At 62.2% G+C, this 18,714-nt stretch carries 18 protein-coding genes; 13 read left to right on the top strand and 5 right to left on the bottom strand.

Translation table 11 applies throughout. From position 1 onward, the window contains the following. Nucleotides 1–32 precede the first annotated feature (32 nt). Complete coding sequence (locus C1N62_RS18875; protein ID WP_137765251.1) at nt 33–1,463, top strand: amidase; 1,431 nt, start codon at nt 33–35, stop codon at nt 1,461–1,463. A 150-nt stretch (nt 1,464–1,613) separates the two neighbouring features. Here the strand turns inward: C1N62_RS18875 and C1N62_RS18880 are convergent, their stop codons facing one another. After that, nucleotides 1,614–1,898 (bottom strand): putative quinol monooxygenase, encoded by a 285-nt coding sequence (locus tag C1N62_RS18880; protein WP_137765337.1) that lies wholly within the window; start codon nt 1,896–1,898, stop codon nt 1,614–1,616. Nucleotides 1,899–1,948: 50 nt separating this feature from the next. On the opposite strand from C1N62_RS18880, the gene C1N62_RS18885 reads away from it, so the two are divergent. Beyond that, nucleotides 1,949–2,422, top strand: coding sequence for a GNAT family N-acetyltransferase (locus C1N62_RS18885; RefSeq protein ID WP_137765252.1), 474 nt, complete (start codon nt 1,949–1,951; stop codon nt 2,420–2,422). A gap of 27 nt (nt 2,423–2,449) precedes the next feature. Here the strand turns inward: C1N62_RS18885 and idnD are convergent, their stop codons facing one another. Next, nucleotides 2,450–3,490 (bottom strand): L-idonate 5-dehydrogenase, encoded by a 1,041-nt coding sequence (idnD, locus tag C1N62_RS18890; RefSeq protein WP_137765253.1) that lies wholly within the window; start codon nt 3,488–3,490, stop codon nt 2,450–2,452. Nucleotides 3,491–3,521: 31 nt separating this feature from the next. Beyond that, the gene (locus C1N62_RS18895; RefSeq protein ID WP_137765254.1) at nt 3,522–4,289 is read right to left on the bottom strand and encodes an SDR family oxidoreductase; all 768 of its coding nucleotides are present in this window, start codon (nt 4,287–4,289) and stop codon (nt 3,522–3,524) included. Nucleotides 4,290–4,887: 598 nt separating this feature from the next. Here C1N62_RS18895 and C1N62_RS18900 point away from each other — a divergent pair. The 8 genes from C1N62_RS18900 (at nt 4,888) to C1N62_RS18935 (ending at nt 14,416) form a co-directional block, all read left to right on the top strand. After that, on the top strand, nt 4,888–5,520 hold the full coding sequence (locus tag C1N62_RS18900) for an RraA family protein (protein WP_137765255.1): 633 nt from the start codon (nt 4,888–4,890) through the stop codon (nt 5,518–5,520). Nucleotides 5,521–5,582: 62 nt separating this feature from the next. Beyond that, entirely contained in the window at nt 5,583–6,923 is a 1,341-nt protein-coding gene (locus C1N62_RS18905; protein WP_137765256.1) for an MFS transporter, read from the top strand. Between the two features lie 39 nt (nt 6,924–6,962). Further along, entirely contained in the window at nt 6,963–9,050 is a 2,088-nt protein-coding gene (locus C1N62_RS18910) for a hydantoinase/oxoprolinase family protein (RefSeq protein WP_137765257.1), read from the top strand. Continuing rightward, on the top strand, nt 9,050–10,738 hold the full coding sequence (locus C1N62_RS18915) for a hydantoinase B/oxoprolinase family protein (protein WP_137765258.1): 1,689 nt from the start codon (nt 9,050–9,052) through the stop codon (nt 10,736–10,738). The genes C1N62_RS18910 and C1N62_RS18915 overlap by 1 nt, the downstream gene beginning before the upstream one ends. Beyond that, entirely contained in the window at nt 10,735–11,547 is an 813-nt protein-coding gene (locus C1N62_RS18920) for an SDR family oxidoreductase (protein ID WP_137765259.1), read from the top strand. Before C1N62_RS18915 ends, C1N62_RS18920 begins: the two co-directional genes overlap by 4 nt. Nucleotides 11,548–11,565: 18 nt before the next feature. After that, complete coding sequence (locus C1N62_RS18925; protein WP_137765260.1) at nt 11,566–12,723, top strand: pyridoxal phosphate-dependent aminotransferase; 1,158 nt, start codon at nt 11,566–11,568, stop codon at nt 12,721–12,723. A gap of 45 nt (nt 12,724–12,768) precedes the next feature. Continuing rightward, nucleotides 12,769–13,374 carry a TetR/AcrR family transcriptional regulator gene (locus tag C1N62_RS18930; RefSeq protein ID WP_137765338.1) on the top strand — a complete coding sequence of 202 codons (606 nt, stop codon included), beginning with the start codon at nt 12,769–12,771 and terminating at the stop codon, nt 13,372–13,374. 100 nt (nt 13,375–13,474) lie between these two features. Continuing rightward, nucleotides 13,475–14,416 (top strand): 2-hydroxyacid dehydrogenase, encoded by a 942-nt coding sequence (locus tag C1N62_RS18935; RefSeq protein ID WP_137765261.1) that lies wholly within the window; start codon nt 13,475–13,477, stop codon nt 14,414–14,416. Between the two features lie 52 nt (nt 14,417–14,468). Here the strand turns inward: C1N62_RS18935 and C1N62_RS18940 are convergent, their stop codons facing one another. Then, nucleotides 14,469–14,813 (bottom strand): cupin domain-containing protein, encoded by a 345-nt coding sequence (locus tag C1N62_RS18940; protein WP_137765262.1) that lies wholly within the window; start codon nt 14,811–14,813, stop codon nt 14,469–14,471. A 157-nt stretch (nt 14,814–14,970) separates the two neighbouring features. Between C1N62_RS18940 and C1N62_RS18945 the strand changes: the two genes are divergently transcribed. The 3 genes from C1N62_RS18945 to C1N62_RS18955 all read left to right on the top strand — a co-directional run bounded on the left by C1N62_RS18945 (nt 14,971) and on the right by C1N62_RS18955 (nt 17,026). After that, nucleotides 14,971–15,534 (top strand): phosphoglycerate mutase family protein, encoded by a 564-nt coding sequence (locus tag C1N62_RS18945; protein ID WP_240775803.1) that lies wholly within the window; start codon nt 14,971–14,973, stop codon nt 15,532–15,534. Between the two features lie 107 nt (nt 15,535–15,641). Next, entirely contained in the window at nt 15,642–16,247 is a 606-nt protein-coding gene (locus tag C1N62_RS18950) for a TetR/AcrR family transcriptional regulator (protein ID WP_137765263.1), read from the top strand. 98 nt (nt 16,248–16,345) lie between these two features. Then, nucleotides 16,346–17,026, top strand: a complete 681-nt coding sequence (locus tag C1N62_RS18955; RefSeq protein WP_137765264.1) for a type 1 glutamine amidotransferase domain-containing protein — start codon at nt 16,346–16,348, stop codon at nt 17,024–17,026. Between the two features lie 51 nt (nt 17,027–17,077). On the opposite strand, the gene C1N62_RS18960 is transcribed toward C1N62_RS18955, so the two are convergent. Next, the gene (locus C1N62_RS18960) at nt 17,078–18,550 is read right to left on the bottom strand and encodes a UbiD family decarboxylase (RefSeq protein ID WP_137765265.1); all 1,473 of its coding nucleotides are present in this window, start codon (nt 18,548–18,550) and stop codon (nt 17,078–17,080) included. Nucleotides 18,551–18,714: the final 164 nt, after the last annotated feature.

Raw genomic sequence — 18,714 nt, forward strand, 5'->3', positions numbered from 1 at the left:
ATACGTCTTCACCTGCAATCCATCGGATCACTATGAACAGTTCAGAATATACTTCCTACGATGCTGTCGGCCTGGCTCAACTCATCGCCAATGGCGAGGTCAAGCCTGAAGAAGTGCAACGCGCAGCCGTAAAAGCGATCAATGCGGTCAATGGCTCCTTGTCTGCCGTCATTGAAATGTGGGAAGGCGAAACGCACCATGCCCAAGGGCACTTGGGCGGCGTACCGATGTTGGTCAAAGATCTGGGTATTTCGGTGAAAAACCGGCGCAACCAGCTCGGCAGCCGTCTGGCGGCGGATCAGGTCTCCGCGCACGACTCACATCTCACGCAAAAAATGCGGGAATCAGGATTGGTGCTGCTGGGGCGAACCACCACGCCAGAGCTGGCCGCCAGTACCACCACCGAGCCTCAATTTAATGGCGGTACGCGTAATCCGTGGAACACGGATTACAGCGCCGGCGGATCAAGCGGTGGCTCTGCCGTGGCCGTGGCGTCAGGGATGGTGCCTGCCGCCCATGCGACAGACGGTGGCGGCTCGATTCGGATACCGGCTTCCGCCAATAGGTTGTTTGGGCTAAAGCCCAGCCGTGGGCGCATCAGCATGGGGCCAGATGTTGACGAAGTGTGGTCTGGCCTTGCGGTGCATGGTTTTGTCAGCCGGACGGTACGGGACAGCGCCGCACTGCTGGACGCTGTTCAGGGCAACAGCAGCGGCGATCCTTTTGTGATTGCTCCCCTTTCCCAGCGCCTCATCTCCTGTGTGAACGCCGATCCGGGCACGTTGCGCATCGGTGTGATGACCGATCCGCTGAATGGCCAGCGCAGCGCCCCGGAAGTGGTCAGGGCGTTGGAACAGACGGTCGCGCACCTTATCTCGCTTGGTCATCAGGTAGAGGAGGTGACACCTGACATCGGCCTGAGCTGGGATGCCTTCGTGGAGATGAACGCCCGTTATTGGGCATCCAACACTGCGGCCTGGATTGATGCGCTGGCTTCAGCCACCAACAGCACGGTCGGGCCAGCGTTGCTCGAACCCTCCAACCTGGCCTTATGGCGGCTGGGCCATGAGCTGACGGCCATCGAGTTGGTGGGGGCGATGCATATGCGCAACACCGTCACCCAAAAGATGGGGCAATTCTACCAGCGCTACGACATGCTCTTGACGCCCACCCTGCCCAATCTCCCCGAGGTTTTGGGCCACTACAACCGCCATCAAGCGGATCTGGATGGGCGCGGCTGGATGCACCACGTATTTGATCACTCCCCATTCACCGCGCTGGCCAATGTGTGCGGCACACCGGCCATGTCGGTGCCGTTGGGGTTCAGTGATTCACATAACCTGCCGATGGGTATGCAGTTTTTCGCGGCCTTTAATCAGGAGCCAGCCTTGGTGAAACTGGCGGGACAGCTTGAGCGCGCCTTCCCCTGGCATAACCGCCGTCCTGCCGTGTGGGCCGGTTGACCCGAACCCTGCGCCTGCCCCCACCCTGTGGGGCAGGCATTTACCGCCGCGCCCCTGCAACTTTCAACCCGCAAAAATGCAATTTCATTTGCGTTTAAGTTAAATTTTGGTTCTCATAGGAACAAAAAACCAAAAATCGCCGCCTGACGTTTACGCCCCCTGATTCCCCTCCGTGATCTGGTACTCCCTGACAATCGCCCGCGTCTCGCGGCCCCATTCGGAGGCCTTGGTTCTGGCCTGATGCAGGGCAAACGTCTGCGGGTCACTGAACAGCTCCTCGACCTGCCACACCAGCGGATCAGCCGTCTCGGTCACATTGAATGCCAGACAGCCGGTTTCCTCTTTGGTCAGCCTGATATGTTCAGGCAAGAAGCGGCGGACAAGCTCAGACTCCTCCACGTTTTTGCACAGCAAACGACCCGTCAGTTTGATCATCATGTTCCCTTCTCTTTATGCCAGAAATGATAACAAAAGGAATTTCTACCATGTTAATTCGTCCTTTTGCACCCTCCGATGCCAGCGCACTGGCAGATCTTTTCCATGCCTCAGTGCGTGAAGCGGGCATTCGGGACTACTCCGCTGAACAGGTTGCGGTTTGGAGTCCGGCCAGACCTGACCCAGCCAGGTATCTCCGGCAAGCTGAAAACCGGATTTTCCTGGTGGTCGTTGATGAAAGCGGCCAACCCATTGCCTATGGCGATGTAGAGATGAACGGGCATATCGATCACCTCTATTGCCATCCAGCACAGGTCGGAACCGGCGTGGGCGCGGCGCTCTACTTGGCGCTGGAGGTGGCGGCGCGTGAAGCTGGTATCAGCCGGCTGTTTGTCGAAGCGAGCGAGGCCGCCCGTCGGCTATTTGAGCGTCAAGGCTTCCAGATGGTGGAGCGGCAGGAGTTCCTGCGCCACGGGGTGCTGATCCACAACTACCGTATGGCGAAAACGCTCCTGCCGAGGTGACAACGTCACTTGTCACGTGACTATTAATTAAAACGTCAGCTGTACCTTGGCCGCCCTTCCCTTGTCTGCGGCCAGCACCAATGCCTCGGCCGCCTCCTGCATCGGCATTTCGGCACTCAGCAGCGGCAGGGGATTGATGCGGGCTGACTCCAGCCAGCGCACGGCAGTTTCAAACTCCCCGTTGAAGCGGAACGAGCCTTTCAGTGCCAGCTCCTTCACCAGCAGGCTGCCGACCGGATAATTGATCTCGGGCGCGCCCATGCCGAGTTGGATCAGGGTGCCGCCGGGGCGCGTATAGGCCACCAGCGCCGCAATCGCCGCCGGTGCGCCTGACGCCTCGAAGCTGGCGTCAAATACCCCGCCATTTTCTGTCCACTCGGCGGTGAGCGCCTCATCACGCGGATCGGCGACCGCATGGGCACCCATCTCCAGCGCCAGCGCCCGGCATCGCTCACTCAAATCGGTGGCGGTGATATGGGCGGCACCGGCGGCCAGCGCCGCGGCAATTACCAGACAGCCGATGGGGCCGGCACCGGTGACCAGCACCTTTTTGCCCACCAGATCGCCCGCCTGCCGGATGGCATGGATGCAGACCGCCAGTGGCTCGGCAAAGGCCATCACGCGCGCATCGGCCTGCGGATCGTAGGGCACGCACTGTTCAGGCGGCACCGCCACATACTCGGCAAAACCGCCGTTCACATGGGGGAAGAACTGGGCGCTGCCCATAAAGCGCATGGCGCGACACAGGTTGGGTTGGCCCTCAAGGCAAAACGTGCAACGGCGACAGGGCTGCGACGGGTTGATCGCCACCAGCTGCCCGGCGTGCAGGCCGCTCTCTGCCGGGGCCTGCTCCACCCGGCCAATCAGCTCATGGCCCAGCACCATCGGCGCTTTCAGCACTGACATGCCAGCGCGGCCATGCAGAAAATAGTGGATGTCCGATCCGCAGATCCCTCCGCGCTCGACCTTGACCAGAACCTGATCCGCCTCCCAGACCACTTTATGTGGCTGGCAACTCACTTCATGCGCCTGTGTGATGACCACGGCATTGACCTGCTTCTGCTGCATACTGGCTCCTGCTTGAAAGGGAAATAAGGGCTTACAGCGTGGCCAGCCAGCCGCCATCGACGTAGATCATCTGGCCATTCACATAGGCGGAGGCATCAGAGGCCAAATAGATGGCGGTGCCCACCAGCTCCTGCGGGTTGCCCCAGCGCCCCGACGGGTTGCTGCTGCATACCCAGGCGTTAAAGGCGGTGTCATTGACCAGCGCCTCGTTCATATCCGTCAGGATATAGCCCGGCCCAATGCCATTGGACTGGATATTGTATTGCGCCCACTCGGCCGCCATCGACTTGGTGAGCAGCTTGATGCCGCCCTTGGCCGCCGTGTAGGGGGCCACCGTGGCGCGCGCGGCCTCGCTGGTCAGCGAGCCGATGTTGATGATCTTGCCGCCGCTGTTGCGGGCCACCATCCGCCGCGCCGCCGCACGCGCCACCAAAAAGGCGCTGGTGAGGTTGGTGTCAATCACCCGCTGCCAGTCGCTCAGGGCCAGATCCAGCATCGGCTGGCGAAACTGGATGCCAGCGTTGTTGATCACGATGTCCACCTGCACGCCTTCGCTGTCGAGCTGGCTGAACACCTGTTCAATCTCCTCCTCCTTGGCGACGTCGAACAAAAAGCCCCGCGCCTTGATGCCGTGCTCCTGCAAATGCGCCAGTGCGGTATCCATATGCGCCTGACGGGTGCCATTGAGAATGACGCTGGCACCGGCTTCCGCCAGCCCCATCGCATAGGCAAAGCCAAGGCCACGGGTTGAACCGGTAATAAGCGCAGTTTTGCCAGATAAATCGAACAGCGTATTCATTGCATCTCCCAATCGATAAAAATAGGTGAGTGAGGTTCTACGGCAGATATTTCCCTTCGGCAATCCACTCATAAAAAGAGTGGAGCATAGATCACAAAGTTACCAGATTAATTGACAAGAGAGACATGGAAATAACGATTTATTTTTTCACGGGCGGCAGAAGCCTTTCTTCTGCCTGACAGCCCAATATCGTGCACCTTGGGTGATTGAATTTGCCCGTCATTTTCACAATGGCAATTAAAAGCGTAGGGTGAAATAGGATTGTTGCACCATTATCTGGCATATATTCCCCATTTATTTACCGGTGTGCACTTTTTTGGTGAAAGAGGCATAAGAAAGCCCTATGAAGGCCGCCGGGCAGGCTAATTCTTCCTGTCGTTGCGTTGAATGGGCCAAAAAACCCGTGCAACACTCCGATTAAAATATTAAAAAACAACGCATTGCAATGATACACCATTCAGGTTGCATGAATGTTACCAATCTCGATCTCCATCACAAATGCTTCACAAGCCCGGAAAAAAGTGATTGATAAGCGCCCAATCTAAGTGATAAAAGATTCTCACTTGATAACGTATTTTCAAATTTAAAGGGTCTTGCGATGTCTCTTGAAACCGCTGATGTACGTATTTTGGAAGCCACTTCCCGCCCCGATAATAAATGGCTGGACGCCTTCGCCGCCTTCCCGGTGGCTAATATTGGTGACGCGATGGAACGTCTCAATATGTGTGACTCGGGCATTACGCCGATTAATCAGGGCATGTATTTCGTCGGCTTTGCATTCCCGATACAAGTCACGGCAGGTGATAATGCCGCTGTCATCAAGGCACTTGATTATATTAAGCCGGATGACGTGATTATGGTGAATGGCATGGGCCACACCGATCGGGCCTTGGTGGGGGAGCAGCTGACGCAACGCTTTCAACATGCCGGGGCCGTCGCGCAGGTGATTGACGGGGCAGTGCGTGACCGTCAGGTGATCGAATCCACCGGCTTCCCCACCTACTGCCGGGGCGTCTCGCCCGCTGGCCCCTACAAAAATGGCCCCGGCGTAATTGGCGAGCCGGTCTCCATCGGCGGCGTGGTCTGCTGTGCAGGCGACATCGTGGTCGGTGACGACGATGGCCTCATCATCATTCCCCTGCGGCGCGCGGAAGAGGTGCTGCAAAAGGTGAAAGAGGTGGCAAAACGTGAGGCGGAGATGACCGCAGAGGTCACCAAACAGTACCGCTGAGGCTTTATTCGCGCCGGGCGACACCCTCCCGGCCGGTTTCCACACTGTTCCAGGGCAATCACATGACGAAATCACACGCGGCATCCATCGATTACGCGCTGCCGAAAGATCGCGCCCACAAAAGCAATGCCGTGCGCCGCGCCTCGCTGGCTGGCGGCGTCGGTTCCTTTGTGGAGTGGTATGACTACGGCATCTATGGCCTGCTGGTCAGTTCGCTGGTGCTGGTCTTCTCCGCCAGTGACATGAGCCTTACCGATTCGGGCCTGATGCTCACCTACCTCGGCTTTACCGTCAGCTTTGTGGTGCGCCCCTTCGGCGGCATCATTTGCGGTTATCTGGGTGACAAGATGGGCCGCCAAAAGCTGCTGGCGGTGCTGTTGCTGATGATCTCGCTTGCCACCGCCGCCATTGGCTTGCTGCCGGGCTTTGCCACCCTGGGGTGGATGGCCCCGGTGCTGCTGATCCTGCTGCGCATTGTACAGGGCTTCTCCGCTGGCGGTGAGGTTTCTGGCGCGGGTTCGTTTGTCGCCGAGTATGCGGAAGACCACCGGCGCGCGGTGGTGATGTCACCGCTGGTGATGGGCTCTTTCATCGCGCTGCTGTTTGGCAGCCTGCTGATTACGGTGCTGATGAGCGTGCTGGGCACCGAGGCGATGAACAGCTGGGGATGGCGTATCCCGTTCCTGCTGGCAATCCCGATGGCGTTGGTGGGCGTCTACATCCGCACCCGCATTGAGGACACGCCCCACTTCCAGCTGGTGAAATCCAGCCAGCGTGTGGTGCGCAACCCGATCCGCGAGGTGCTGACCTCCCGCCGCCACCTGAAGGCGATTGCGCTGGCGATTACGCTGCCCGCCGTCAATGGGCCGGGTTACTACATCCTGTTTGTCTATATGCCCACCTACCTCAACAAGGTGATGCACTTCTCGCAGATCCAGAGCCTGATGGTCACCGCATCCGGGCTGGTGACCATCGTGGCGGCCATCCCGCTGATGGCCTGGCTCTCTGATCGCCTTGGCCGCCGTCCGCTGCTGATCGCCTCGGCGCTGATGATGGGCGTGCTGGCGTGGCCCTGCTTCTGGCTGCTGACGCTGGGCATGATGCCGTTGGCCTGCATGGCCGCCATCCTGCTGGCGCTGGCCTTCGCTGGCCACGCCGGAGTGATCCAGACCACGCTGGCCGAGATGTTCCCGACCAACGTCCGCTACAGCGCCTACAGCATCGGCTTCAACCTCTCTACGGTGATCTTCGGCGGCTCCGCGCCGCTGCTGATGACCTGGCTTATCGGGCTGACCGGCATCGCCGCCATCCCCAGCTATATGGTGATGCTGACCGCTGGCATCACGCTGATCAGCGCCTTCGTGCTCAAAGAAACTGTCGGCAAGCCGCTCCGTGATGAGTAACGGCAGGCCAAAGCAATCTGAACTGTATTCGAGGTCATTATGAAAAACACATCACCCTGGCGCATGGGGTTTGATATTGGCGGCACCTTTACCGATCTGGTGCTGCTGAATGATGAGACGGGCGAGGCGCTGCGCCACAAAACCCTGACCACGCCGGAGGATCCGTCAGAGGGGGCCTATACCGGGCTGACCCAGCTGGTGGCGATGGCCGGGCTACAGGCAAGTGATATCCACACCATCACCCACGGCACCACCTTGGCGATCAATGCCCTGCTGGAGCGCCGTGGGGCGAAAACCGCGCTGGTGGTGACACGCGGCTTCCGCGACGTGCTGGTGCTGGGGCGTGAGTACCGTTACGACATCTATGACCTGAATGGCGCCCCGGCCCAGCCGCTGCTGCCACGCTCACAGGCCTATGAGATCACGGAGCGCGTCACGGCGCGTGGTGACGTTGTCACGCCGCTGGATGAGGCGGAGGTGACGCAACTGGCGGCCACGCTGCGTGCAGAGGGCTACGAGTCTGTCGCGGTGCTCTGTATGCACGCCTACGCCTGGCCGGAGCATGAGATGCGCATCGAATCCATTCTGGCGCGCGAGCTGCCGGGCGTGTCGGTTTCCGTCTCCCATAAAGTCTCCCGCGAAATCCGTGAGTATGACCGTGGCGTGCTGACGGCGATGAACGCCTTTGTGAAACCCAAGGCGCGCCGCTACATGGCGCGGCTGGAGAGCAAGCTGCGTGAGGGCGGCTTTACCTGCGACTGGCTGGTGATGGGTTCCAACGGCGGTCTGATGGCCCCGCAGGTGGCCGCAGACTACCCGACCCGCATCATTGAGTCCGGCCCGGCTGGCGGCATTGTCGCTACTGCCGCCTTCGCGCGCCGCAATGCCATCAGCCAGGTGCTGGCCTTCGACATGGGTGGCACCACCGCCAAGGCCTGTGTGGTGCGCCACGGCGAACCCTCCATCACCACCGATTATGAGGTCGGGCGCGCCGATCGCCTGCTCAAGGGCAGCGGCCTGCCGGTGAAACTGCCAGTGGTGGACATGATTGAGATTGGCGCTGGCGGCGGCAGCATCGCCCGCGTGGACTCCCTTGGCCTGCTGGAGATTGGGCCGGAGAGCGCCAGCGCCTGGCCGGGGCCAGCCTGCTATGGCCGCGGCGGCGATCAGCCCACCGTTACGGACGCCAATCTGGTGCTCGGGCTGCTCGACCCGGACGCCTTTTTGGGCGGCCGCATGACGCTCGATGTCGAGGCGGCGCGCCGGGCCATCCAGCGCGTGGCCGATCCGCTGCATCTCTCGATTGAGGAGGCGGCGTGGGGCATCCATGAGGTGGCGAACAGCAAGATGTCCGAGGCGCTGCGCACCCACGCCGTGGAGAAGAATGTCAGCCCCTCCCAGATGACCATGCTGGCCTTCGGCGGCGCTGGCCCCAGCCATGCGTGGTCACTGGCAAAGCAACTGGATGTCAAACGCGTCTACTTCCCGAACGGGGCGGGCGTCTACTCCGCCTTTGGCCTGCTGACCGCGCCGCCCAGCGCCGACTTTGTGCGCCGCGACTGCTGCCCGCTCGATGCCAACGTGGATATCCGCCGCGTGGAAGCGGTATTTGCCGAAGGCTTTGATGAGGCGTTCACCACCCTCTCCGCCGCCCATGTCGATCCGGCCACTGCTACGCTGCAACGGCTGGCCGATGTGCGCTACGTCGGGCAGGGTTCCGAGCTGACCGTCGCCCTACCCGCTGAATTTTTGGTGCAGGGCGAGGTGTCCTCGCTGGTGGCCGCCTTTGAACGTGCCCACCTGGCGCGCTTTGGCCGCACCCTGCCGGGGCAGCGGGTGGAAGTGGTGAACTGGCGTGGCCGCGTGCAGACCACGCCGCCCAAGCTGAACACCCGCGACCACCCGGTTGAGGCCGAGCCGGACGCCCGGGCGAAAACGCTGAAGGTCTACCTTGGCCGTGAACAGGGCTTCAGTGACTGTCTGGTGGTGCCGCGTAGCCTCTTCGCCGTTGGCAGCCGCCTGCATGGCCCCGCCCTGCTGCAAGAGAAAGAGTGCGCCATCTACATTGGGCCGGGCGCCTCGGCGGTTTTGGATGAACAAGGCAATATCCTGATGGAGCTGAACTGATGACCTCTTCTACCCCTGATAACCTGCGCTTCCTTGACGACCCCATCAGCCTGCGCATCACCTGGGACCGGCTGGTCAGCATCTCGGAAGAGGCGGCCGCCACGCTGGTCAACATGGCTTTCTCCAGCATCATCCGCGAGGTGGGTGACTACTCCTGCCTGCTGATGGATGCCGAGGGCAACTCGCTGGCGCAGCCCAAAACCAGTGTACCGGTCTTTATCGGCACCCTGCCAGCGACGGTGCGCCACCTGCTGGCAAAATTCCCGGCTGACACGCTGAAACCCGGCGACAGCCTGGTCACCAACGATCCCTGGCTCGGCACCGGCCACCTTAACGACGTTACCGTAGTCACGCCGGTGTTCCGCGACGGGCAGTTGGTGGCCTTCACTGGCTCGGCTGCCCACATGTCCGACATCGGCGGCTCGCTGAATATGGGCTCCTCCCGCGACATGTTTGAGGAGGGGTTCCTGATCCCGCCCAGCAAGCTGGCGATGGGCGGCGAGCTGAACCAACAGTTGCTGGATCTCTTTTTGGCCAACGTGCGCTCGCCAGATCAGGTGGAGGGTGACCTGCACGCGATGCTGGCCGCCAACCAGATTGGCGCGCAGGGGCTGTTGGGCCTGATGGATGATTTGGGGCTGGCGTCCGTGACGCCGCTGGCCGAGAAGATCCATGCCCTGACAGAGAACGCCATGCGCAAGGCGATCGAGGCGGTGCCGGATGGCCGCTACGAGGCGGCGGTGGACATCGGCGACTACGAGGGCGACATCCACCTGAATGTGGCGGTGATTGTCAGCGGCAGTGACATCGTGATCGACTACACCGGCTCCTCGGCGGAGTCGCTGTTTGGCAGCAACTGCCCGATGTCTTTTACCTACGCCTACAGCGTCTACCCGCTGAAGTGCCTGCTGGAGCCGCACCTGCCGAACAATGAGGGCTGCTTCAAGTCGATTACCGTCACCGCGCCGGAAGGCTCGATCGCCAATGCCCGCCCGCCCTGCGCGGTCGAGATGCGCAACCGGGTCGGCCACATGGCGCACGCCGCCATCTTCAGCGCGCTCGCTGACATCCTGCCGGGGCGCGTGATGGGCCACTCTGGCAGCGCACCCGTCACCTGTGACGTCTTCGCCGGGCAGTTTGATGATGGCCGCCGGTTTGTCGAAAGCCTGTGCGTGAATGGCGGCACCGGCGCGCGCCCGGCGGCGGACGGCATTGTAACCGGCTTCCCCGGCAACATGTCCTCCACGCCGGTGGAGTTGATTGAGAGCGCCACGCCGCTACTGTTCCTGGAGAAGGCCATCGTGCCCGACTCCGGCGGCGCCGGGCGCTACCGGGGCGGCGTGGCGCAACGCATGGTGATACGCAACACCAGCCGCTTCACGCTCACTCACAGCATGTTCTACTCACGCCAGAAACACCCGGCGCAGGGCGTGCTGGGCGCGGCAGCGGGTTCGCCCAACTACGTCGCCATCAACAACCAGCCGCTGGAGAAACCGGTCGGCCGCCATGATGTGCGGCCGGGGGATGAGATCACCATCCAGATGCCGGGCGGCGGCGGCAAAATGCCCGCCAGCGCGCGTGACCCACAGGCCATCCTGTTTGATTTGCAGGAAGGGTATATCACCGAAGAGGGGGCGATGCGTGACTACGGCATCGACGCCCACTCACTGACAGGGAGCAAGCCATGAGCAATTTACAGGGGAAAGTGGTCGTCGTGACCGGCGCAGGCAGCGGCATTGGCAAAAGCGCTGCCATCATGTTCGCCCAGCGCGGCGCGCGGGTGGTGCTGGTGGGCCGCCGCCCGATGCCACTGGAGGAGGTCGCCAGCGCGATCAAGGCGCAGGGCGGGCAGGCGTGGGCCTATACCGCGCACATCGAGCGCAAGCAGGAGGTGACGGCGCTGGTGGGCTGGGTGCGTGAACAGCTCGGGCCGGTGGACATTCTGGTCAACAATGCTGGCAGCGCCAGCAAGACCCTAAACGCCCGCTGGATCGAAGAGGCAGAGTGGGAGCAGGTGCAGGACGTGAACCTGAAAGCGGTCTTCCTGCTCAGCCAGGCGGTGCTGCCAGACATGCTGGCCCGCCGGGACGGTACCATCATCACCGTCTCCTCACTGGCGGCGTTGCGCCCCAACCTGCTTGGCGGCGCGGCCTACGGGGCCGCCAAGGCCGGGGTGCGCAACTTCATGGCCTACCTGCACAACACCTTCCGCAATGAGGGGCTGCGCGCCACCACCATCCTGCCGGGCGAGGTCAATACCCCGATCATGGACAACCGCGCCAACCCGCCCGCCGAGGCAGTGCGTGAACAGATGGTGCAGCCGGAGGACGTGGCCGAGGCGATTCTGCTCTGCGCCTCCCTGCCCGCCCGCACGGTGGTGGAGGAGCTGCGCATCGCGCCCACCGCCCTGCGCGACATCTCGGGCGATCTCGAGGCGGGCCGCTGGAAAAACGCGCCGCCAGAGTGCCTTGCTGAACGTGACTCCCTGCTTAAATGATTGGATGACGAGGTTTTTATGCCAACACTGACCACCCCCTTCCGCGCCGCCGAGGCCGTGCTGCGCGTTGAGCGCACCTCCCTGCGCGTGCAGCAGCCCGCCTCCAGCCAGGATATGGTCTCACTGGCGATGGGCGAACCCGACTTTGACACGCCGCCGCGCATCGTGCAGGCCGCTGCCGAGGCGTTGCAGCAGGGTTTCACCCACTACGCCCCCCTGCTCGGCGACAAGGCGCTCTGTCAGGCGCTGGCCGATGACATCAGCGCCCGCAGCGGCAACCCGGTTGCCACCGGCGAGGTGCTGGTGACCCACGGCGGCACCGCCGGGCTGGCGGCGGCCATCCTTTCGATGGTCAATCCCGGCGACCGGGTGGTGATCCCTGACCCTACCTACTCGCTGTATGCCGATCTGGTCAACATGGCGGGCGGGATCTGCATCCCGATGCCCTGCAAACCTGACCTGCACTGGGATTTGGCGCGGCTGGAGACCTGTCTCGAGGGGGCGAAGCTGTTTGTCTTCTGCAATCCCGGCAACCCGACCGGCATCGTCCACAGCCGTGAGGAGATTGAGGCGCTGGGCAAACTGGCCCGCCAACATGACACGCTGGTGATTGCCGATGAGGCCTACAGCGATCTGGTGTTCACTGACCGCCCCTTCACCTCGGTGTTGCAGGTGCCGGAGTTTGCCGGGCGCACGCTCTACTGCCAGACCTTCTCAAAAAGCTATGCCATGACCGGCTGGCGCGTCGGCTACCTCTTTGGCCCTGCCGAGATGATCGCGGCGGCGGCGCGGGTGCATAATACAGTGAATGGCTCGGTCAACACCGCGGTGCAGCGCGCCGCACGGGTGGCGCTGCTGGAGTGCCGCGACGATGTGCGCCGCATGTTTGCCATCTACCGCGAGCGCCGCGCCCTGATGATGGCAGGGCTGGCCGCCATCCCGGAGCTGAGCCTGAATGAGCCGGAGGGCGCATTCTACTGCTTCCCGGCCTATTCGCTGCCGATCCCGGCTATTGATATAGTAGCGCTGCTGCGTGAGCAGGGTATCGCCGTCAGGCCGGGCAGTGAGTTCGGCGCGGCTGGCGAAGGGCACCTCCGGCTCTCTTACGCGGCCAGCACAGAAGCGATTGCCGAAGGGCTTAAACGTCTCCGACGCGGATTGGCGGGGATCCGCTAGGCATAGCGGGCAATAACAGGAATCGGCAAACCACAGGTAAATATGATGCGCAGTGATACCGAAAGAAACCGCAAGAACTTGATCCAGGCTGCCGCCCGGCTGTTCGAGCGCTCTGAAACCCCCATCAGCATGACCGAGATTGCCGCCGAGGCGGGCGTGTCGGTCGCCACCGCCTACCGGCAGTTCAACTCGGTGGAGGAGGTGCTGAACACCTACCGCCATGACGTCGGCCTGCTGCTGCTGGAGTACAGCCAGAAGCAGACCGGCAGCGGCCTGCAAAATCTGGAGAACATTAGCCGTTACTGGATCCGGCTGGTGCGCGAGCGCGGCGCGGCGATGGTGCCGATGCGTAACCGCCGTGGCTATCTGGAGCGTTTGTGGGAGGGGGCGGAGTACCTGCTGGTGCAGGCCAACGCCGTCCGGCCCGCGCTGCGCGACGCCATGACGGAGATGGATCTCCCGGATATTGGCGATAAGGCGGTCTTCCTCTGGAACATCCTGTTTGACCCGCGTGAGATCTTCGACCTGCTCGATACCGTGGGCCTGACCGAGAAACAGGTCGGCACCCAGCTGATGTCGGTGCTGGTCGGCGGGCTGCGCGGCTTTGCCACCGCCAATGCGTTTTCCGTGGACGCCTACCGGGTGAAGTAGCCCCGCCCGGCACACTCTGCACCCCTACTTTTTGCATCACGTGACTGTGAGGGGCGCGCTCGCGCCAAACGCCAGCGCGCCCCTTTGAGAGGAGAGGACATTGAACACTACATCCCATCAGGTACTCATCATCCAACCCGTCATGGAGTCGCTGGATCAGCAGCTCTCCGCCCACTATCTGTGCCACCGGCTCTACCAGTCCGGCGCGCCGGAGGCCTATCTGGCGCGCCACGGCGACGGGATCACGGCGATTGTCACGCGTGGCGATGTCGGCGTGCCGCGCTGGGTGATGGAGGCGCTGCCACAGCTTAAGGTCATCTCCGTTTTTGGCGTCGGGACAGACAAGATCGACACCGCCTACGCCACCGCCAGGGGCATCCAGATCAGCATTACCCGTGACATCCTGACCGATGATGTCGCTGACCTTGCTGTCACTATGGTGCTGGCCTTCTCGCGCAACCTGCTGGGCTACCACGCCTTTGCCCAGTCCGGCGCGTGGTCACAGGGCGGCCCGCTGCTCTCCAGCTCGCTGCGCGGCAAACGCGTGGGCATTGTCGGGCTGGGCAGTATTGGTCAGGCGATCGCCAGCCGCGCCCGCGCCTTTGGCATGGAGGTGGGCTACTGCGCCCGCACCCGCAAAACCGAGGAGTACGCCTACTTCCCGCACCCGGTCGATCTGGCCCACTATGCGGACTATCTGGTGCTGGCGCTCTCCGGCGGCCCGGACAACGAGGGGCTGATTGACAGTGAGGTGCTGGCGGCACTCGGCAGCGAGGGGGTGCTGGTCAACATCGCCCGTGGCAGCGTGGTGAATGAGGAGCACCTTATCCACGCCCTCACCACCGGTGCTATTCGCGGCGCGGCACTGGATGTGTTCCAGCATGAACCCGAGATCCCCGAGGCGTTGCGCCAGCGGGATAACGTGATCCTGACGCCCCACATCGGCAGCGCCACCCACGAAACGCGCCAGAACATGGCCGCCAACGTGATTGACAACCTGAGCGCCTATTTCACTGACGGGAAGGTAGTGACGCCGGTGTAGCGGGAAATGAATGAAGCGGGCGATGCTGGTGGCCGCCCGCTACATATAGGCCCTAAAGCGCCGGCAGGTCGGTGCGGTCACCGCGGGTGGTGGGGTGGGAGATCACCAGAAACTCCACGGCCTGCGGCGAGTCATTCCGCGCTTGGTGCGGCGCGCCGGGCGGGATCTCGATGCCCTGCTGGGCGTGGAGAGTGTGCCTTTTCCCTTCCAGCTCCATCGTCAGCGTGCCGCTAAGCACAAAGAAAAATTGCCGGGAAATGGCATGGTAGTGGCGCGCCTCCTTCGTGTCAGCGGGCATCTTCTCGTGAATGACTAGCATCTCTGGCCGCTTCACCAGATACCAGCCGTCGCACTGCTCACCCCAGACATAGTGTTCCGCATTGTCCTTGGAAATCATGGTCACTCCTTTCATTCGCCGCTTACGTTGTCATGACCTTACCATGACACCGGCAGAATAGTTGCGCCGCAATTTCCCCGCCTCGCGTGATTGGCATGATTTGTCACCAAAATGTTAAGGTAAATGGAGACGCCCCACATTTTACAGGGAGGTGAAGATGCAAGAGATCATGATGATGCGCCACGGCAAACCGGCGCTTGGTGAGCTTAGGCCGATCGCGGCAGGTGAGATGGCGCAGTTTATCAAGCACTATAACCGCGCCGACACCGGCGATGACCAGCCCACGGAGGAGGGCCGGCGACAGGCGCACCGCGCCGCCGTGATTGTGAGCAGTGACCTGCCGCGGGCGCTCTCCTCTCTGCGGGCGCTGGGCCTGCACCCCTCGCAGACGCACGCGGTGTTCCGTGAGGCTGAACTGCCGGTGTTACGCCTGCCCGCGCCGCGCCTCGCTCCCTTCTCCTGGGTATTTTTATTCCGGCTGCTCTGGCTCGGCGGTTGGTCTGGCGAGGCGGAGTCCTATCGGGCTGCCCAGCAGCGTGCGGATGCCGCCTGTGACCGGCTGGTTGCGCTGGCGCAAAAGGCTGACGGGCCGGTGCTGCTGATGGGCCACGGCATCATGAACCGCCTGATAGCCAAGCGCCTGATGCAGCGCGGCTGGCGACAATCGGCGGCGCCGGGCAAGGGCCACTGGGGACTGGGCATCTACCAATCCGCGCCATAAACGCAACCGGCTATTTTTTATCACGTTTTTTTGCCCGTCGGCGTACAATCAAAAATAACGTATAAAATCTCTAGACGACTGGTCTAATAAGGGCTATCTTTTAATCCATGACGACTGCAACGCATTTATCTAAAGACTCTGTCCGCGAGCACATTCTCGCTACCGGCCAGCGCATTATGGCCAGCAAGGGGTATTCGGCTGTCGGGCTGAATGAGATCCTGAAAGATGCCGGGGTGCCCAAAGGCTCTTTCTACCACTACTTTGGTTCCAAAGACGCCTATGGCGTCGCGCTGTTGGAAGCCTATTTTGCTGACTATCTCGCCGATCTCGATGCGACGCTCAGCCAGCCCAACAGCAACATGGCGCAGCGGTTGATGCACTACTGGCAGCAGTGGCAGGCGACCCAATCCTTCCAGGATTGTCAGGGCAAGTGCCTCGCGGTGAAGCTCGGTGCTGAAGTGGCGGATCTCTCGGAGAACATGCGACTCGCGCTGAAGCAGGGCACGGCAGGCATTGTCAAACGGCTTAGCGCCGCCATTGAAGCCGGGGTGGCGGAAGGCTCGCTGAAGATCAACAACACGCCGACCCACGTGGCGGAGAGCCTCTACCAGCTGTGGCTGGGAGCCAGCGTGATGGTGAAGATTGTCCGTAACAAGCAACCCTTTGAGTCAGCGATGCAGTTGACCCAGCAAAGTCTCAACATCACCCCTTAGGGGGGTAATAACGATGGCACGGAGCGGTGCCATTTTTTAGCGCCTGATTCTAGACGACTGGTCTACTCTAAACCTAACCTGTTCTACGGAGATGCAACATGAAAATTTTGATGGTACTGACCTCACACGATCAACTGGGCGACACTGGACGTAAAACCGGCTTCTGGCTGGAGGAGCTGGCCGCGCCCTACTACGCCTTCAAGGAGGCGGGTGCCGAGATCACTTTAGCCTCGCCGAACGGGGGCAATCCCCCGCTGGATCCGAAAAGCAATGAGCCAGCCTTCCAGACTGACCTGACCCGCCGCTTTGAGGCAGACGCCAGCGCGATGGCGCAACTCGCCACCACGGTGCGGCTGGATAGCGTATCGCAAGCGGATTACGACACGGTGTTTTATCCGGGCGGCCACGGCCCGCTGTGGGATCTGGCGGAAGACAAGCACTCCATCGCCCTGATTGAGGCCTTCTTGCAGGCGGAAAAACCGGTGGCGCTGGTCTGCCACGCGCCGGGGGTGCTGCGCCATGTCACCACCCCGGCGGGGCGGCCACTGGTAGAGGGGAGAGCGGTCACCGGCTTTGCCAACAGCGAGGAGGAGGCCGTCGGCCTGACCCATGTGGTGCCATTCTTGGTGGAGGATGAACTGGTTGCCCTCGGTGGCCGCTACTCCAAAGGCGAGGACTGGGGTTCTTACGTGGTGCAGGATGGCCTGCTGATCACCGGGCAAAACCCCACCTCCTCTGCTGCAACGGCCGCCCGGCTGCTTGCGCAGTTCGCCGGTTAATCCCGCAGGCAACGCAGCATCGCTGGCCCCACGGCCAGCGATGCGTGCGCTTTACTCAGGCCAGTGGCGCAAGACGTGCTGGCGCAGCGCCTCAGGGTAGCCCTGCTCAAAGGAGGCGTGCAGATGCCGCCCGGCCTCGGGTGCTGGCTGGAGGGTGTCATATACCACCTTCGGCCCCAGCCGTGCCTCATACTCCTCTTCGGTATAACACTGCGGCAACCTGACTACCCGCTGGTTCTCAAACACCGCGCGCCCCCCGGTGGGGTGGATGCGGGTAGAGAGCGCCCACACCACATCCTCGAGGTTGGTGGGATCAATGTCATCATCCACCAGGAAAACCTTGGGAACAAAGAGTGACGCATCGGTGCTGAACAGTACCTCCCCCACCCGCTGGGCGAACGCCTCGCTCTCCATATCCGGCAAATGCTTGCGCCAGTCCGACGGCACCACCACCAGCAGCCAGTGCACCGCCGAAGCCTCCGGCACCCAAACAGTTTTTACCGGCAGCCCGGCGTCGCGCAGGTGGGTCAGCATGTCTGCGGCAATGCCCATCGCCCAGACGGTGTGCGACTCATCGGTCGGGCGGCCCGCCACCACCAGCGGCCAGATGGGATCATCCCGGTGGGTAATCACCTCTACGTGGAACGTCGGCTGGGCAGATGAGCCGGTGCCCAGATAGCCGCCATACTCGCCGTAGGGGCCTTCCATGCAGTCGCGCTCAATCGACACGTGCCCCTCAATCACAATCTCCGCCGAGGCTGGCACCTTGAGATCCACGCTGACGGCATCCACCAGCTCCACCGGCTCGCCCATCAGCGCGCCAACGAAATCGGCCTCATCCACTTCCGCCGGGATCGGGATGCCAGAGGCGCAGGAGATGGCCGGGGCCGGCCCCTGCACCAGCGCATAAGGCATCGGCTGGCCCAGCGCCACCCACTCGCCCCAGATCTGGCCGATGTGCTGGCTCGGCACCATCAGTCCCACCATCCGTTTGCCATCCACCTTCATCACCCTGGCGATAGACCAGTTCACCCAGCGGCCATCGGGGGTTTTCACAATCAGCGTGCCCCAGGTATTGGCGTAGCGGCCCCCATCACGCTCGTGGGCGAAGGGGATCGGGAAGCGGTCGAGGTTGGCATCATCGCCCTGCAACACGTTCTGGCGGCAGGGGGCGGTGGCCGCCTCCACCACCACGGGCGGCACCAACGGCAGGTGGCGGGCGGCGGAGAGCGCCTCGACAATCTCCGGGCCGGTGGCATCGGCTGGCAGGCCCAGCGACAGCGCCACGCGCGCGTAGCGCATCTCCGGGCGGGAGCAGAGGGCAGCTGGCGCGCCCAAAATGCGGAAACCCGGCTGCGCGCCGCGAATGTTGGCGAACAGCGGGGCGGGCGAGTGGATCTCGCAACTGCGGCGGGTGATCGCGCCCGGCTCCAGATCGCCGTCCACTTCACGGCTGATGTGCATAATGTCGCCCAGTTCATCCAGCGCGGCGATATAACTTCTCAGGTCACTCAGGTACTTCATCACTTGCTCCTTGCGTGGGGCCGGGCGCGCGGCCTGCTGTACAGCGGCGGCCCCCGCCGTATAAAGTGGGGGGTAACCCGTTTGCCACAGCAGGCCAGCGCGCAAATAGTTCGAATGCAAACAGTTCGAATTCGAACTATAATTTTATCATCCCAAAGGAGTCA

The organism is Nissabacter sp. SGAir0207 (assembly GCF_005491205.1).
Classification (GTDB): domain Bacteria; phylum Pseudomonadota; class Gammaproteobacteria; order Enterobacterales; family Enterobacteriaceae; genus Chimaeribacter.